General features: G+C 44.3%; 18 protein-coding genes and 1 other RNA gene. 10 read left to right on the top strand and 9 right to left on the bottom strand.

The window, feature by feature from the left end:
- Positions 1-13 precede the first annotated feature (13 nt).
- The 4 genes from NLX74_RS02400 to cshA all read right to left on the bottom strand — a co-directional run bounded on the left by NLX74_RS02400 (position 14) and on the right by cshA (position 3,444).
- A complete protein-coding gene (locus tag NLX74_RS02400) occupies positions 14-406 on the bottom strand; it encodes a DUF1499 domain-containing protein (RefSeq protein WP_013309718.1) in 393 nt (130 codons plus the stop codon).
- Positions 407-617: 211 nt separating this feature from the next.
- Positions 618-812, bottom strand: a non-coding RNA gene (gene ssrS / locus NLX74_RS02395) — 6S RNA.
- 58 nt (positions 813-870) lie between these two features.
- Positions 871-1,632, bottom strand: a complete 762-nt coding sequence (locus NLX74_RS02390) for a YesL family protein (RefSeq protein WP_254327844.1) — start codon at positions 1,630-1,632, stop codon at positions 871-873.
- Between the two features lie 222 nt (positions 1,633-1,854).
- Complete coding sequence (gene cshA / locus NLX74_RS02385) at positions 1,855-3,444, bottom strand: degradosome RNA helicase CshA (RefSeq protein ID WP_029516709.1); 1,590 nt, start codon at positions 3,442-3,444, stop codon at positions 1,855-1,857.
- Positions 3,445-3,769: 325 nt separating this feature from the next.
- On the opposite strand from cshA, the gene NLX74_RS02380 reads away from it, so the two are divergent.
- The 4 genes from NLX74_RS02380 to NLX74_RS02365 all read left to right on the top strand — a co-directional run bounded on the left by NLX74_RS02380 (position 3,770) and on the right by NLX74_RS02365 (position 7,914).
- Positions 3,770-4,591 (top strand): YitT family protein, encoded by an 822-nt coding sequence (locus NLX74_RS02380; RefSeq protein ID WP_025722295.1) that lies wholly within the window; start codon positions 3,770-3,772, stop codon positions 4,589-4,591.
- 172 nt (positions 4,592-4,763) lie between these two features.
- The gene (locus NLX74_RS02375; protein WP_080683009.1) at positions 4,764-4,952 is read left to right on the top strand and encodes a hypothetical protein; all 189 of its coding nucleotides are present in this window, start codon (positions 4,764-4,766) and stop codon (positions 4,950-4,952) included.
- A 216-nt stretch (positions 4,953-5,168) separates the two neighbouring features.
- Positions 5,169-6,347: a putative glycoside hydrolase gene (locus NLX74_RS02370; RefSeq protein ID WP_061828601.1), complete on the top strand. Its 1,179-nt coding sequence runs from the start codon at positions 5,169-5,171 to the stop codon at positions 6,345-6,347.
- 196 nt (positions 6,348-6,543) lie between these two features.
- Positions 6,544-7,914 carry an MATE family efflux transporter gene (locus NLX74_RS02365; RefSeq protein ID WP_254327843.1) on the top strand — a complete coding sequence of 457 codons (1,371 nt, stop codon included), beginning with the start codon at positions 6,544-6,546 and terminating at the stop codon, positions 7,912-7,914.
- On the opposite strand, the gene NLX74_RS02360 is transcribed toward NLX74_RS02365, so the two are convergent.
- The 5 genes from NLX74_RS02360 to NLX74_RS02340 form a co-directional block, all read right to left on the bottom strand.
- The gene (locus NLX74_RS02360) at positions 7,911-8,120 is read right to left on the bottom strand and encodes a DUF3906 family protein (RefSeq protein WP_013309710.1); all 210 of its coding nucleotides are present in this window, start codon (positions 8,118-8,120) and stop codon (positions 7,911-7,913) included. The genes NLX74_RS02365 and NLX74_RS02360 overlap by 4 nt on opposite strands.
- Positions 8,121-8,240: 120 nt before the next feature.
- Positions 8,241-9,212, bottom strand: a complete 972-nt coding sequence (pfkA, locus tag NLX74_RS02355) for a 6-phosphofructokinase (RefSeq protein ID WP_061828603.1) — start codon at positions 9,210-9,212, stop codon at positions 8,241-8,243.
- Between the two features lie 23 nt (positions 9,213-9,235).
- Positions 9,236-10,315: a tetraprenyl-beta-curcumene synthase family protein gene (locus NLX74_RS02350; RefSeq protein WP_069291633.1), complete on the bottom strand. Its 1,080-nt coding sequence runs from the start codon at positions 10,313-10,315 to the stop codon at positions 9,236-9,238.
- Between the two features lie 193 nt (positions 10,316-10,508).
- Entirely contained in the window at positions 10,509-11,291 is a 783-nt protein-coding gene (locus tag NLX74_RS02345) for an MATE family efflux transporter (protein WP_254327842.1), read from the bottom strand.
- Between the two features lie 208 nt (positions 11,292-11,499).
- The gene (locus NLX74_RS02340; protein ID WP_013309706.1) at positions 11,500-11,697 is read right to left on the bottom strand and encodes a cold shock domain-containing protein; all 198 of its coding nucleotides are present in this window, start codon (positions 11,695-11,697) and stop codon (positions 11,500-11,502) included.
- A 173-nt stretch (positions 11,698-11,870) separates the two neighbouring features.
- Between NLX74_RS02340 and NLX74_RS02335 the strand changes: the two genes are divergently transcribed.
- The 6 genes from NLX74_RS02335 (at position 11,871) to NLX74_RS02310 (ending at position 16,798) form a co-directional block, all read left to right on the top strand.
- On the top strand, positions 11,871-12,104 hold the full coding sequence (locus NLX74_RS02335) for a hypothetical protein (protein WP_013309704.1): 234 nt from the start codon (positions 11,871-11,873) through the stop codon (positions 12,102-12,104).
- Positions 12,105-12,111: 7 nt separating this feature from the next.
- Entirely contained in the window at positions 12,112-12,300 is a 189-nt protein-coding gene (locus NLX74_RS02330; protein ID WP_254327841.1) for a hypothetical protein, read from the top strand.
- 199 nt (positions 12,301-12,499) lie between these two features.
- Positions 12,500-14,296 (top strand): oligoendopeptidase F, encoded by a 1,797-nt coding sequence (gene pepF / locus NLX74_RS02325; RefSeq protein ID WP_068940260.1) that lies wholly within the window; start codon positions 12,500-12,502, stop codon positions 14,294-14,296.
- Positions 14,297-14,351: 55 nt separating this feature from the next.
- Positions 14,352-14,774, top strand: coding sequence for a LapA family protein (locus tag NLX74_RS02320; protein ID WP_061828606.1), 423 nt, complete (start codon positions 14,352-14,354; stop codon positions 14,772-14,774).
- A gap of 13 nt (positions 14,775-14,787) precedes the next feature.
- Entirely contained in the window at positions 14,788-15,825 is a 1,038-nt protein-coding gene (locus tag NLX74_RS02315) for a M42 family metallopeptidase (RefSeq protein WP_254327840.1), read from the top strand.
- Positions 15,826-15,898: 73 nt separating this feature from the next.
- On the top strand, positions 15,899-16,798 hold the full coding sequence (locus tag NLX74_RS02310; RefSeq protein WP_235308025.1) for a LysR substrate-binding domain-containing protein: 900 nt from the start codon (positions 15,899-15,901) through the stop codon (positions 16,796-16,798).
- The last annotated feature ends 16 nt before the right edge of the window (positions 16,799-16,814 follow it).

Genomic DNA, 16,814 nt, shown 5'->3' with positions numbered 1-16,814 from the left:
CACACATCTACAATTACTGCACGACCTTATGAGCGGACAGCTTCTTGTCAATCACAGCGAACAGTTGCAAAATGATGCGGTAATTCGCGCCCAAGTCCCCTAGCGATCCGCGTGAAGCAGAATAAATATCCACCGCACTCCGAACTGGCGAGACGGACAATATGGAAACGGTAATGTCGACAGTTCTACCGAACGCCGTTCGCTTCTCTAACGTAATCTCACCTACGGATGCTACCTCATGGAGTACCTTGTAGCCAGGAATTTTTTTCAAAATAGATGATACTTCTTCCCAAGCCTTGTCTCTCGATAAGTTATAATAGCGTGTCTTCATTTGGGGGTCCTTGACCCGGTCGCTTGTACCTTCTTGGCTGCGCACAATCCCTACCAGAGTCCTCTTCAACGACAAGACATTTCCTCCTTCACGATAATCGTTGCCGAAATGCAGCACATCGGTTTTTTTGCTGCAAGCGCTTTATAAAAACGTTAAACAACAAAAAGTTAACCGACCATACCTGTGGTATGCGACCTTAGTACCTCATGTCTTAGTTTAACATTGTTGCATACAAAAAACACCCTGTTTCTGCACGAAGCATGAACAGAGTGTATTCATTATCTTTGGAGTACCCGCCGATGCCGTCCGACCATAGCGTCTTCTGAACCTGCTTTAGCAGGTGGGTGACCGCAGAATAAACTTTTGAAGTCCCCTTGTCAGGAATTGACAGGGCTTTTCAGCTATTCATCCGTATAGATCTCCCTAGACATTGTCATTGGTTCAAAACAACAAATGATCGTAACGTGCATCGCAGGATGTGACCTTATTATAGCGCTTCTCACTCAGAAAGTAAATGCTAGGAGAAATATGTTTTATTTTTAGGGGTTATCACTTTTTTTGTCTTCAATGCTTGCCGTATCTTCATCTTTCTGCTTCATCTTTTCCATTTGATCCTGCATTTTGAGGAACGTTCCGTAAAAATTAAAGAAAGCGAACCAGGCAACCAGGCTGCCAATGAAGAATAGGAAAAGCACAGGATATTTGACTCCGATAAATATAACAACAGCGCTGCCGAGCAGGGTAGAAAATACACGAAATGGTCGAATCAGCGTCAGTAACACCGCATTTTTAATAATTTGTCCGGTAGACATATGATAATGAGCCACCATCGAAAAGAAGTTAAACATAGACACAAGCAAAATAATGATAAGAATAAGCATAATTACGCCGACGATTTGCAAGTTGCTGAGTTGTGTCATATATACGGTATAATCCACATACATGATAACAAATAGCAACGTGTAAAAGATACCCCCGATCAAACTTTGCTTATAATTCTCTTTATACCCTTTAAAAAAGGTACGAAACACGCCTGTATCGGTATCTCCCATTACCCATTTGCGAACCACTGTGAACATAGCCGATGTGGCTGGAAATAAAGTAAGCGGTGCCAAAATAGCCATCGCCCAATTCATTTGTAAAGACTCATTAGCCAAATTCTGATTCATTACAAGTAGTTTCAGTATGAGGCAGAACACAAAAGGCGACGAACATAACACCCATAACAAATTTGTAGCCGCCAGTCGGGTAATCCACTCGGTCAGGCGGTAAATACCACCCATAGCTCCTTTAAACTCCAATGTCAGTCTCTCCCTCCGCAAGCCTTGGCAGTTCCAAGACTCATGTTGCTATGCCTATAAATTCCGGCTCTTGACTATATCATACCGTATTTCAGCCCTAATACGCCAGTGAAATCAATACGTGATCCATTAAAGCAGATCTCTAAAAGGTTCATACCTACTGATTAATCATAACAAAAAAGCCGAAGCTTCATCTGCTTCGACTTTTCATTATTTCATTTCTTATTCGGAAGAGGAATCTTCACGTCTTGCAGGACGACGAGTTTCTCCATTGCTACTCGGGCGTGGTTTGCGATCTCCACTATAGCGGCTTCCGGAATCACGGTTGTAGCCACCGCCTTCTTTGCCACGGTTGTAACCGCCATATCCACCTTTGCTTCCACTACCGCCGCTACCACCAGAACGGTTGGAATTGTAACCACCGTTGCTGCGACCGCTATAGTTAGAAGGCTTGCGACCGCCAGAACGCACGTCTGGTTTACGACGTTTTGCACGGATTGGATCTTCTGGAGTCAGTTCAATCGATGCTTCTCTCTTCTCACCAGTCATCAGCTTCAGAGCTGCAGAGAGAAGTTGTACAGAATCATATTGCTCCAGCATTTGAATAGCCAAACCTTTATACTCGTTCAGCTCACCGCTTTCTACAGCCTCTAGGAGACGTTCAGCAATGATACGTTGTTTACCTTCCAGAGCTTCAGCCAACGTTGGAAGCGGCTTGCGTGGAATGCGGTGACGAGTTACACGTTCGATAAAGTGCAAATGGTCAATTTCACGAGGCGTTACGAAAGACCAAGCTTCCCCTTCTTTACCTGCACGTCCAGTACGTCCAATACGGTGAACATAGCTTTCTGGATCTTGCGGAAGGTCAAAGTTAACAACGTGAGTTACGCCGGAAACGTCCAAACCACGGGCAGCTACGTCAGTCGCTACGAGCACGTCGATGCTTCCGTCACGGAATTTACGCATTACAGCATCACGTTGGTTTTGAGACAAGTCACCGTGTAAACCGTCTGCAGAATATCCGCGTTTTTGCAGAGCTTCAGCCAGCTCGTCTACCCGACGCTTGGTACGACCAAATACGATAGCAAGTTCTGGGGATTCCATGTCGATCAAACGGCTCAATGCTTCGAATTTTTGACGCTCAGGAACTTCGATATAGGCCTGATCAATCAGTGGAGCACTAACTTGTTTAGGAATAACTGAAACATGCTCAGGATTTTTGAGGAATTGCTCAGCCAATCTTTTAATATTAGGAGGCATTGTAGCCGAGAAAAGCATCGTTTGACGCTCGTCTGGAACTTGCTTCAGAATGGATTGAATATCTTCCATGAAGCCCATATCCAACATTTCATCTGCTTCATCCAAAACCACTGTGTTTACATCTTCCAGCTTGATGGTTTTGCGATTAATATGGTCAAGCAAGCGTCCTGGCGTACCAATAATAATTTGAGGTTTCTTTTTCAAAGCACGAATCTGGCGTACGATATCTTGTCCACCATAGATTGGCAAAGTACGAAGACCTTTGAAACGGGAAAGTTTTTCGATTTCTTCAGCTACCTGGATAGCAAGCTCACGTGTTGGTGCCATGATCAGGGCTCTGATTTTTTCGTCGCTTCTAGAAATTTTGTTAATCAGCGGAATACCAAACGCAGCGGTTTTACCAGTACCTGTTTGGGCTTGGCCAATCATGTCTCTGCCTTGCAGTGCAATCGGGATGGATTGGGATTGAATTGGTGTTGCTTCTTCAAAGCCCAGTTCTGTAATCGCCTGAATTACTTTCGGTTCAAGATCAAATTCTGCAAATGTCGTCAAATTTATTCAAACTCCTTCATAATGGTGGATGTGGTGGACAATCCACAATGTTGTCTGTATTCTTAAGTAGCGATATTATTGTATAAGTTTTCCCCAATACAGTGACAGTTTATTTAGACCTATAACTGTATCTTTCTGTAATGAATTTGGGGAACCTATCCGATACATCTTAAACGAATTTATCCTTTTTAAAACAGTTTAAATTTTAAGTGTTTCTCTGGACATAGGTCCCTACTCAAGAATATCCACATCGCATTATAGCACAGAACAATTCATGAATACCAGCAAGTTGCTTCCCGTATAATTTAAATGAGGTGAAAATAAGTTGTTAAAAATAGTGTTAAACTGCTTAACTGTCATTCTTGGAGCCGCTGCCATTGCATGCGGTTTTAATCTGTTTCTCGTGCCACACCACTTGCTGAGCGGGGGAGTAGCCGGTCTTTCCATGTTAATTGGCTACTTCACAAAATTTGATATCAGCGCGATGTATTTTATTATCAATATTCCGATGCTTATTGCAGGCTGGTTTATTTTAGGCAAGCGTTTTATTAGCCTGAGCATTTTATCCGTTGTCGTTACAACGTGGATTTTGGCCTGGGTGCCGGTGCAATCTGTCGTATCGGACCCCCTGCTAGCCTCCGTTTTTGGTGGGGTGATGATCGGCGTTGGAGCAGGAATTTCCTTTCGGGTAGGGGGTTCTACGGGCGGTTTTGACATTATCGGTTCCATCGTCACTCGTTATCGTGACTTCCCCGTAGGAACTGTACTTGTTGGCATGAATGGACTGGTTATTCTTGCAGCAGGATATTTGAACGATGATTGGAATATTGCACTTGCGTCCATGCTATCTATTTTTGTGACTGGCAAGGTATTGGATCAAATCTATGTCAGTCACACGAAGATTACCGTCTACATTATTACAGAACACACCGACAAGCTACTGGAGCGGATGTTGACCACACCACGCGGTGTTAGCAAAATAAAAATTGAAGGCGCATTTTCACATACCGAAAAGGACATGCTGATGACTGTCACGACACGCTACGAGCTAGTTGAATTAAAACGGATCATTAAAGAAGTGGACCCTTCAGCTTTTGTCAATATTGTGGAAACGGTTGGGGTGATGGGTTCATTTCGCCGAAGATAAGCACAAACCCAAGTGTCAAAATACAGTTTCTGTGGTACACTATATGTGCGCTGTTCCCATAGTATATAAAGACCAGCTTTACCTGCTATTTCACAGGCACTTTGCTTTTCCGAATCGTATTGAATGATTCTTTTGGAATGATTCCGAGCAGGAAAGGGTGATTTTTGTGGAAATGGAAACGGTAAAACTGTCCGACATTGTCTTAAGATGGTACCCGGAAATGCTCCCTTCTCTCAAAAAGGATGAGCTGAACTCGATGATTGTGCTTCGGGACGGGATGGCCATACTCAAGCCAACGGATGCGCTAGAAATTATTCAGTACAGTATTTGCGAGCATCAAGACAATAATTATCTTCAATAAATTTCTTTACCAAGTGCCGCTTCTTCCGGTTACATCTACAACCGCGAAGAGAGCGGCATTATTTATGCATTTTTATGGATTCAATGAACACAGGTTGGGTTAATCATGTAAGACTGTGCCTGATGATTCCAGTATTGGTTACAAGCGTGTTGTTTTTCGATACATAACTTTACGTATAATCAGGTAAGCGACATACATAAGGGAGAGAGTTAGGAAATGAATATGATTTGGGCAATTATGCTATTGGCGATGGGGATAGGCGGAAACGGCGATCAGTCAGCCAACGCTCCAAATGTAAAAGATACGGTGGCAACAACAATTAGTAGCGCCATGATCCAGGCTCAGCACAATAATATGAAGGTGGATGCCTCCAATCCCCCAGTTAAAATTGACCCACAACCGACGACTCCTGCTATCAAGGGCATCTATGTCACGGCTTATAGCGCAGGCGGTTCGCGTATGACTCAGCTGCTTGAACTGCTTGACAAGACAGAGCTCAATTCCATGGTTATTGATATAAAAGACGATGCAGGTTACATCACTTATCCAACGACCAATCCCGAGCTGCTCAAATTGGGCAAGCCGCAAAAATTCATTCGGGATATTTCCGGTTTGATGGACCGATTGAAAAAGCATAATGTTTACCCGATTGCTCGTATTGTCGTATTTAAAGATACGGTACTAGCTAACAAAAATCCCGAGATGTCTTTCCGTAACCCTGACGGCTCTGTCTGGAAAAACGGCAAAGGAGACGGGTTCGTCAATCCCTATAATAAAGAAGTATGGGATTATAATATCGCCATCGCTAAGGAAGCAGCCAAACTTGGTTTTAAGGAAATTCAATTTGACTATGTACGTTTCCCCGAAGGCTTTGAGAAAAGAGCAGACAAGCTGAAATATACCAAATCAGATCAATCCCGCTCGGATGCAGTCGCTGAATTCGTACAATATGCCCGTAAAGAGCTTGCTCCATTAGGTGTACGAGTATCGGTAGATATTTTCGGATATGCCGCATCCGTTCCTGCTGCGGAGGGGATCGGACAGGATTTCACTAAAATCTCCGAAAATGTGGATGTCATTTCGCCCATGGTTTATCCAAGTCACTACACCACAGGCTGGTTCGGTGTAAAAGACCCCGATAAGAATCCATACCAGACGATTAAAGGCTCCATGGCCGATACACACAAAAAGCTCGATCCGACGGGCAAGCTAAAGCCAATTATTCGTCCTTGGATCCAGGATTTTACCGCAAGTTGGTTGGGGAGCGGACATTATGCTAAGTATGGAAAAACTCAAGTAGAGGACCAAATTCGAGCGCTTAAGGATATGAAAGTGGATGAATATCTACTTTGGAATGCCACAAACCGCTATACTAGCGGAGTAACATACAAATAATTTATCTCTCGGGACTTTTTATTATTTTATATAAAATCTAGAAATTATATAATCATTTCGAAGGCTGTCCCGTTGTTTGGCGAACGGGAGCAGTCTTTTTTATTACTGTTCAAATGTATCGGTATCCCTTACAATAAATACTTACATGTTATGATACATACGAATAATCAATCCCTAGTAAATGAGGAAAACAAAAATGCAATTGACTCTAACAACGGGACAGAAATGGAAGCAGCTTTTCTACATTTTACTCCCAATCCTGATTACCCAGCTTGCACTATCTGCCATGACTTTTTTTGATACGAATATGTCGGGACACTTTTCCCCTGCCGATCTGGCTGGAGTAGCCATTGGAGTAAGTCTATGGGTTCCTGTACAAACAGGCCTTAACGGAATACTTATGGCTATCACGCCCATTGTATCTCAATTGGTAGGAGCACAGCGCAAAGATAAAGTCTCCTACTATGTCATTCAAGCACTTTGGCTCTCTCTTGCCCTGTCTATGGTCGTATTGATTGCTGGCATCATTTTGGTCAAGCCTATTTTGAACGGTATGAATTTGGAATTGAGAGTTCATAATGTGTCCCTGTACTATCTTTGTGCGATGGCTTTCGGGATTGTTCCTCTATTTGCCTACACTGTGCTCCGAAGCTTCATGGATGCATTGGGACAAACCCGCTTTACGATGTTCATCACGCTCATGTCGTTACCCATCAATGTATTGTTGAACTATCTCCTTATTTATGGAAACTGGGGTTTTCCGCGTCTGGGGGGTGTAGGCTCCGGGGTGGCAACGGCAACCACCTACTGGATCATCATGCTGGTCGCCGGTATCACTACGCATCGTGGAAGAATATTTGCCGAATACCGAATCTTCAGCAAAATATACGGGATTGCCGCTGGTGCTTTGAAAGAGCTCATCAAGATTGGCGTACCGATTGGATTTGCTATATTTTTTGAGACTGCCGTCTTTTCAGCCGTCACTCTCTTCATGAGTAGCTATAATACAGCTACCATAGCCGCACATCAGGCCGCCATGAACTTTGCATCTACGCTGTATATGATTCCACTCAGCATTTGCATGGCACTTACGATTCTAGTTGGCTATGAAACAGGGGCTGCTCGTCGGCGGGATGCCAAAGCTTATAGTGTAATGGGGATTAGCAGCGCAGTAGGTCTATCACTGATTACAGCTATTGTACTGCTTATCTGGGGTGAACAGGTCGCTCGACTTTACTCCACCGATCCGCAGGTCATTCAATTGGCACAGCATTTTCTAATCTATGCGATTTTCTTTCAGATATCTGATGCTGTCGCTACACCTACACAAGGAGCGCTACGCGGGTATAAAGACGTCAATCCAGCCTTTTTGCTCACATTCCTCTCCTATTGGGTCATTGGGCTTCCTGTAGGATATATACTGGCACGCTGGACTTCATTGGGGCCCTACGGCTACTGGATCGGTTTGATAACAGGGTTGGCAGTAGGCGCTATTTTACTTCTCTGGCGTCTGGTGAGAGTACAACGTCGTTTCGCCGAAAAAAAACAACACGCAGAGGCTATTTAGCCTTTGCGTGTCTCGATTACATATGCTGCGCCTAAAGTTATTCGTTTTTTCTCCACAATAGCCACTTCATTCAGCTTGGGAGGATATAGAAAGTGTCTCTCCACATGTTGTTCAATCTCTTCAAATGCCTGTTCTTCATTTTCAGCAGCGAGAATGACGGTCAGCGCTCCTTCCGAACTGTCCACTTCGATTTTGAATAGGTACATATATGACTACCTCCTGATAGGACTCAAAGCTAAAAAAATAGCGGATGACTCGGGTCATCCGCATAATTAATTTTGATCATTTCCAATATCAGAGCCGATCTATTTTACATAATGCTCTTATTATTGGGACAAACGCAAGGCCAGCTCATAAAGCTCCATATTGAAATCTTTTTTGGTATTTACAACCTTGTCAATATCTGTAGCTACCAACTTACCGTCGATCATTCCGCAAGCCTTGTCAGATATGCCCTCAATCAATTGGCGAACAGCAAAGTCACCCAAACGGCTCGCCAGGTTGCGGTCAAACGCTGTTGGTGTGCCTCCACGTTGGATGTGTCCAAGCACTGTAACACGAGGCTCATAATCCGGACAGTTTTCTTGGATAACTTGTGCTACTGTTTCGCCTTTGCCTACACCCTCAGCAACGATAATGATACTGTGGCGTTTACCATGCTTAAAGTTTTGTTTCATCCGGTCGGATACTTCGTTCAGGTCAAATTCTACCTCAGGCACCAAAATCGTTTCTGCGCCAGAAGCCAGACCCGCATGCAGAGCAATATCACCACAATGACGTCCCATAACTTCCACGATAGAAGAACGTTCATGGGATGACATCGTATCACGCAGCTTGTTGATTGCGTCCACTACGATACTAACCGCCGTATCAAAACCAATAGTATAGTCCGTGAAGGAAATGTCGTTGTCAATCGTACCCGGAAGACACATCGTTTTAATGCCTTGCTTGGTCAGTTTGTTAGCTCCTTGGTAGGAACCATCGCCACCAATCACGACTACGCCGTCAATTCCACGGTTACGCAAAATTTGAGCGCCTTTTTTCTGCCCTTCTTCAGTCGTAAATTCCAGGCATCTTGCAGATTGAAGTACAGTTCCCCCACGTTGGATGATATCTCCGACGCTTCTCAGATCCATTGGAAAAATATCGTCGTTCAAAAGGCCTTGATAACCACGTTGAATCCCGAATACTTCCAGTCCAAAATACAATCCGCTACGTACGACGGCGCGAACTGCCGCGTTCATCCCTTGTGAATCTCCACCACTTGTTAATACTGCAATTTTCTTAACTGCTGTCATGATTTATGACCTCCTCAAAATAATCATATAAGCCTTCTTATCCATCGACTGTTTAATAAGAAAAACAAACGCATGAGCGGACTATTTTTCATTAAACGTCTCGAAACAGCGCGAACGTCCTGCTGCTCGCTAACTTTAGGGTCGGATAAATATAAAGCCAGCAATCCCTCGATAATCATCCGGTGAAAGGAGCTGGCAGGGACATCTGCAATATCAGCCCGCGCCCGATTCACAACGTAGGCGATCCGGTCTAGCATCATGTCGGTATCTTCATAATAATTGCAAAAGTTAAGATCTCCGCCCTTCCGGTCTTCGTCTTGATCGATTAGATAATCCAGCAAAATATGAAGACTGCACACATGTGGAAAATACGATGCATGTATTGAGGCAGCCCCTGCATCTGTCAGATGCTGGTCGCTGGCAGCAAGAAACAGCATAAAGACCCCCAGAGTTGAACCGGTAGCCGCAGCAAACTCATTCCAGCGCAACTCTGGTGTACGGTCTTTATGAAGCGACCACCAATCCAAAAGCGCTTGTTCCCGCAGCTCGGGTTTAATATGCTTGTATACTTGCAAATCCGTGTATAATCGAGCCAAATCCTGAACGTAAGGCATAGCCGCCTCATAGCCCGGAAGCCTGCTTACACAAGACTGACAGGTTGTCACCAGCCTGGTCAAATAACCGCCATCCTCCTGCTCACGACGCAACTCATAATAATTCACTGGCCTAGCCGTCGGATTAACTGCATCCAGCATAGCCTGATGCAGTAGCCTGAAATCATCCGGGTCCATGGACGTACTGCGATCACACAGGTTGTCCAGATAATCACTAATGGTCTGATACGCTACGATCAGCGGAATTAGCGTCTGCCGGGCAGACATATTGGCAGCGGCATAAACCGCTCCACCCACGCAGTGAAATGTCTTATCCGCTATGCTCGCAAGCGCCTGGCTTCGCAGCTCAGGGTCCGGAATTTGTTCGGCCTTGCTCTTCCAGTTACTCAATTCTAGTTTCGTTTCAGGGAGAATGTGCTTGTACATTCGGCTCATTAGACCTATGGGGCCTCTCGGTACTTGATAACGTCCTTGCTCAACATAACTCAAATGACGGTGCCTCCACATTGTTGTCTACGTAATTATACCTATCCAAACCATATCCATTATAATATGATCGTCCTTTTAGCACAAATGAACAACCTCACTTTTTTCTTTAAAATTCAAGGAAATGAGCTATTCTTACAAAAAGAATTTTATACCTGTAATATTTTATTAGTCAAAAATAGTATAAATGGCCTACCTATCCCTTGTCCTCTGCGGGCTTCATGGCTTGGATTCCCTCTCCCATGCTTGCCTGCTTCCATTTCCCGAAAGCATAATAGTAAATGACTGCTACGGCAGAGATAGCAAAACCAACAGGAAAGCTCCACCATACAGCATCTAGACCATACTCATCGACAAATACATAGGCCAAAGGTATACGAATGCCCCATAATGAAATAATGGTAATTAAAAGCGGTATCATGACGGAACCCGTTGATCGAACAACACCTGTAATGACATTGGTAATACCGAATATAACAAAAGACCACAAGGTGATCATATTAATCCGCATACCCAATTCCAATGCACCCCCCGTAGATGGAAGGAACATGAGCAAGGCCTGACGGTTAAACACGTAAATTAATACCACAGCTCCACCTGTCAACACAAAATTATACACAATCCCAATCCAGGTTGTCATGCGCACTCGATCCCAACGTCCGGCTCCGATATTTTGAGCGGCAAAGGAAGATACTGCTGCACCTAACGCCATTGCTGGCATCTGCACATAGCTCGACAAATTATTGGCTGCTGTATAAGCTGCTGCTGCCACTGTCCCGTAGCCGTTTATAATATTTCCGTTGGAAGCGGCAGTCAATGCGGCTTCTCCCAGAAACTTCCCCACCCAGATCGAATTGATCGTTCCATTCAGGGATTGCAGAATGTTTCCGAACAGCATCGGCAAAGAGAACATAAACAGCGTTTTGGCAATAGGACCTTCAATCAGGGAAGGCTTACGACTAGCCTCTGCTGCACTCATTTTCTCAACTCCTTCAATTTGAAATGTATTCTGCCTAGTTTTATTACGTATAATACCCTATTCCTGCTCAATCTTCTCGTATCATAAACGTATTTACGCAAAAAAGCGCAGTCCCTTAAATTAAAGGAACTGCGCTCTCAATTCATAGTTTAACCGTAATATATAAGACATCCGTAGAAACGGAACCATTCTTACAATTCAGTTACACTTACAGTTTGATTACGTTAGCTGCTTGGGGTCCACGGTTACCTTCAGTAATTTCGAATTCAACCGCTTGACCTTCTTCCAAAGTTTTAAAGCCGTCGCCTTGGATTGCGGAGAAATGTACGAATACGTCCTCGCCACCATCCATTTGAATGAAGCCATAACCTTTTTCTGCGTTAAACCATTTAACTGTACCTTTCAAGTGAACAACCTCCTAAAAATACCGCCATCTATGGCGAATATCCATATTATACTTCATGCTTTTTCACAATGCAATTGATGTTTTTCCGGGTTTTTCGGGCTGGAATGATTTGCTTTTGCGGCGGAAACTGCGGTATCATGAACCAAAACATCTATAAAATCGGAGACATGCATATGATGAAAAAACACGAAATATACAAAAAAGACAATTGGAACATGATGACAGTCGAGGTGCAGGGCCGTTACATCGTTCTACGGGAAATATCCGATGATTGGGGCGAGGAAGCCCACACGTTTTTAAGCCGTCCGGCACTAATGCATTGGGCTCAAAATCGGTTTCCCAAGCAGTCCTTTCAAGATAATGAGGAAGAGTGGCAGCGGATCATGAACGCTTTCAAACAGGTCTAGCCTATTCATGGTGTCCAACAGCTATCTCATCTTCATTATTCTGGCCTTCACGCTGGGCGGAGTGCTGATCATGAAGCGTGATACGATACCGACTCCTCTCAAAAAGTGGATGGCCCTCACTGCTGTAATCATGGTTTGCCTTGCCTTTTATCTCATTGTATACAGCTCATTAAATATAGGTTCCAACCCACAGTAAGGAAAATTATACTTTCGGGCGTAAGAGGTCATACTATGGCATAACAAGCCATGGTATAAGGAGGATCTGCCGTTACATGCATCCTGTAAAACCTCTTGCCCTGCTGCTTACGGTAAGCGTGGCGGTTTCTTCGTTTTGGCATCCGTCCCTTACTGCCGCAGCTCTACCCCACATTACGTTCGATCAGAGGAGGCTCTCCATGAGTGAAATTGTAAAACGCGCTGATGCGCCAGTGGAAAATACATGGAAACTGGAAGATTTGTTTCCCAACCGCAAAGCATGGGATCAAGAATACGAAGAAGTCAAACAACTAGCCAAAAAGGCTGAACAATTCCAAGGCAAGCTCAATTCAGCAGAGTCGATTGGCAGCTGCTTTAAATTGGAAGATGAATTGTCGCTTAAAACCGAGCGTGTATATGTGTACGCACATCTGCATCATGATGAGGATACAGCTGAACCTACATACCAGGGTCTTTCGCAAAAAGCCAAAAAATTAGGCGTTGAGGTTAGCGAGTCTCTTTCTTTCGTGACGCCTGAAATTTTGGCATTGCCGGATCATCAGCTCGATGCCTTCATTGAAGATCCAAAGCTTGCAGATTATCGGTTTACACTTCAAGAAATGAAGCGGGAAAAGGCACATATTCTGGGCAAGACAGAAGAAGCGTTGCTCGCTCAGGTTGGCAATCTGGCTCAAGCCCCGCAAACGATTTTTGGCATGCTCAACAATGCCGATCTGAAGTTTCCAAAAATTAAGGATGAAAACGGCAAAGAGGTTGAGCTGACTCATGGCAGCTATATTCAATTCCTCGAAAGTCCGCACCGCGAAGTTCGCGAACGTGCTTTTAAAGCGGTATATGACACATATGCCAAAAATAAAAATACAATTGCTTCTACACTAAGTGCCAATGTAAACAAAAATATTTTTTATTCTCGTGTTCGCAAATACCCTTCTGTACTGGAAATGTCACTGTACGGTGACAATATTCCGAAGGAAGTGTATACGAATCTCATTGATACCATTCATGAAAGCTTGCCCCTGCTCCATCGCTACATCAAGCTGCGTAAAAAGTTGTTAGGTGTGGATGAGCTCCATATGTATGATTTGTTCGCTCCACTTGTGGACGAATACAAGATGGACATTACGTATGAAGACGCCAAAAAGCAAACAAAGGAAGGTCTTAAGCCACTGGGCGCGGACTATCTGGCTTCGTTGCAAAAAGGCTATGATGAGCGCTGGATTGATGTATACGAAAACGAAAACAAACGTACTGGTGCATACAGTTGGGGAGCTTATGGTACTCACCCATATGTGCTGCTGAACCATAAAGATAACCTGAACAGCATGTTCACACTTGCTCATGAAATGGGGCATGCATTGCATTCGTACTATTCAGACAACGCATTGAAGTATAGAGATGCACAGTACACAATTTTCCTCGCTGAAGTGGCATCCACAACCAATGAAGCGTTGCTAATGGACTACCTGCTGAACAAATCAACCGATCCGAAAGAGAAAATGTACCTTCTCACCTACTATGCAGATCAATTCCGCACAACGGTATTCCGTCAAACCATGTTTGCGGAATTTGAGAAAATTGTACATGAACGCGCTGAACAGGGAGAATCGCTTACACCGCAGCTTTTATCAGAGATTTACTATGATCTGAATGTGAAATATCACGGGCCTGGTATGAAGGTAGACAAAGACATTGAAATGGAATGGGCACGGATCCCTCATTTTTATAACAGTTTTTACGTCTACAAGTATGCTACTGGCTTCTCGGCAGCAACCAGTTTCTCGAAACAGATTCTGGAAGAAGGCCAGCCAGCCGTTGACCGTTACTTAGGCTTCTTGAAGAGCGGTGGCAGTGATTATTCAATCAATATTTTGAAAAAAGCTGGCGTTGACATGTCCTCTCCGCAGCCGATCCGGGAAGCGATGAGCGTATTCGAAGAAGTCATTACAGAAATGGAAAAGCTAACTGAAGGAAAGTAAACCGTGCGCACTTAAAATCCAGCATTGAAATGATGCACGGATAAATCCCTTGTCCATGGCGGGCAAGGGATTTTATAATGTAACGGGAGGAGGTGGCATTTTGAAAACACAATGGTCTTTGATCGCAGCTCTTGTTATTGCTTTGTTAACAGCTGTATTTGCTGTTATTAATGTGAATTCGGTTCAAGTGAACCTTCTATTCAGTATGGTTAGCATTCCTTTGATTTTGCTTATTCTTGGTTGCACTCTTCTAGGTGGACTTATTGTCGGTTCTTTCGGTATTTTCCGCCAATATAGGCTTCAGAGAGAGATTAAACGTCTGACTACTCAGCTTCATACACTACAAGAAGAGCACACATCCACGGTGAAAGCAAACGCGGATGTGACCTATGACACGACTGGTTCTTCCAGCACAGGGTCTACATTCGACCAAGATATAGAGCAACCGTCCTCTAACCCTGATCGGTTGTCCAAATGAGGAGGAGCAACAAATGACGATTCAATTAAATGAAGATTATATGATGAACTTTTTAAATCAGCTACTGAACACACCCAGTCCCAGTGGGTATACACACCATGTGATGGAGCTTATTCGTAAAGAAGCGGAAAGCCTCGGGGTGCAAATCGAATGGAATGCAAAAGGCGGTGCCATCTTGACTCTGAAAGGTCAGGAAACGGACCATACGGTGGCGCTGAGCGCACATGTGGATACATTGGGCGCAATGGTGCGTTCCATTACAGCACAAGGCACCCTACGTCTGACATCCGTCGGCGGCTTCATGATGAACAGCATTGAGAACGAATACTGCCTTATTCATACCCGAAGCGGACAAACGTATACAGGCACTATTCTGTCCAGCCATCCATCCGTGCACGTCTATGATGATGCACGGAGCTTTGAGCGCAAAGAGAGCCATATGGAGGTACGGATTGACGAGCTAGTCGGGTCAAAAGAAGACGTACTTCAGCTCGGTATTACGGTGGGCGATTTTATTTCGTTCGATGCGCGTCCAGTCGTAACACCCAGTGGATTTATCAAGTCACGCCATCTGGATGATAAAGCTAGTGTAGCTGCACTGTTTGGTTTACTGGAATCTGCTGTACATGGAAACTGGAAGCCTCGACATACCGTTAAATTGCTCATTTCTAACTATGAGGAAGTGGGGCACGGAGCGGCTTACATACCCGAAGGAATCAGTGAGATGATAGCTGTCGACATGGGCTGTATGGGTGAAGATCTGAGCTGCAAGGAAACGGATGTTTCTATCTGTGCCAAGGATTCCTCCGGACCTTATGACTATACTATGACGACCCGTCTGATTGAGCTGGCCAAAGAGCTGAATATTCCGTATGCGGTAGATATTTATCCGCACTACGGTTCAGACGCTTCAGCTGCACTTAGAGCCGGTAATAACATCCGTGCTGCGTTGATCGGCCCTGGCGTACACGCCTCCCATGCCATGGAGCGCACGCACAAGCAGGCCGTGGTGAACACTGCACGTCTGCTTGCAGCTTACGTGACCGTTTAATTCGAACGATAAAAACCGACCTGTTCCCTTGGAGAATAGGTCGGTGAAGGCTTAGCGAAAGGAAATCACAGCTATGGATCTGAAAAAACTACGTTACTTTATCGCAGTAGCGGAAGAACTGCATTTTAACCGTGCTGCGAAAAAACTGAATATTACCCAACCTCCCTTGAGCCAACAAATTCAAAGCCTTGAAGAAGAACTTGGCGTGAAGCTTTTGGAACGAACCAAGAGGCAAGTTCGACTTACGTCAGCAGGAGCGATATTTTTAGAAGAATCCAGAAACGTGGTTGCACAATTGGAAAGATCCATCAAGATCACACAGCTTGCAAGTCAGGGGAAATTCGGACAATTATCCATCGCTTTTGTAGATTCAGCCTCTGGTAGTCTGATGGTTAATGCCTTGAAGAAATTCCGAGAGCGTTTTCCAGATGTGAAGCTTACGTTATTTGAAATGACATCTGTCCAACAACTGAAAGCTATACACGATGGCAAAGTTCATGTAGGCTTCCTGCGCTGTGCAGATCCATCTATACATATCAATTCTCGTCTTTACACCAATGAATCACTCATGGCCGTTCTTCCTCAAACACATCCGTTAGCCCACCATTCAACCTTGTCTTTACGTTCTTTAGCGGACGAATTTTTTATCCTGTCCCCGCCTCATATGGGAGCTTCTTTTCATAACCTCATACTGGACTTTTGCGGACAACACGGATTTCAGCCTCAAATCGTACAGGAAGCCGTTCAAATGTATACGATCGTTAACTTGGTAGCGGCAGGTATAGGTATCTCCATTGTCCCCTCTTCCGTTTCTGTCTTTCAACGCAGTGATGTCGTATTTCGTTCCTTTCAAGAAGAGTCTCCGTCCATCCCACTTTATGCTGCATGGAAAACAGGTACACACGAAACTGTTCTGACTCATTTTCTGGAAGTGGTTGAAGAAACAGCTTGTAACGAAGAGTTAGACATGTAAATCTCCTTGATCGTAT

The organism is Paenibacillus sp. MZ03-122A (genome assembly GCF_024213325.1).
GTDB classification, from domain to species: Bacteria; Bacillota; Bacilli; order Paenibacillales; family Paenibacillaceae; genus Paenibacillus; species Paenibacillus polymyxa_B.
Note: the sequence above shows the minus strand (reverse complement) of the source record. Positions and strands in the feature narration are given on the sequence as shown.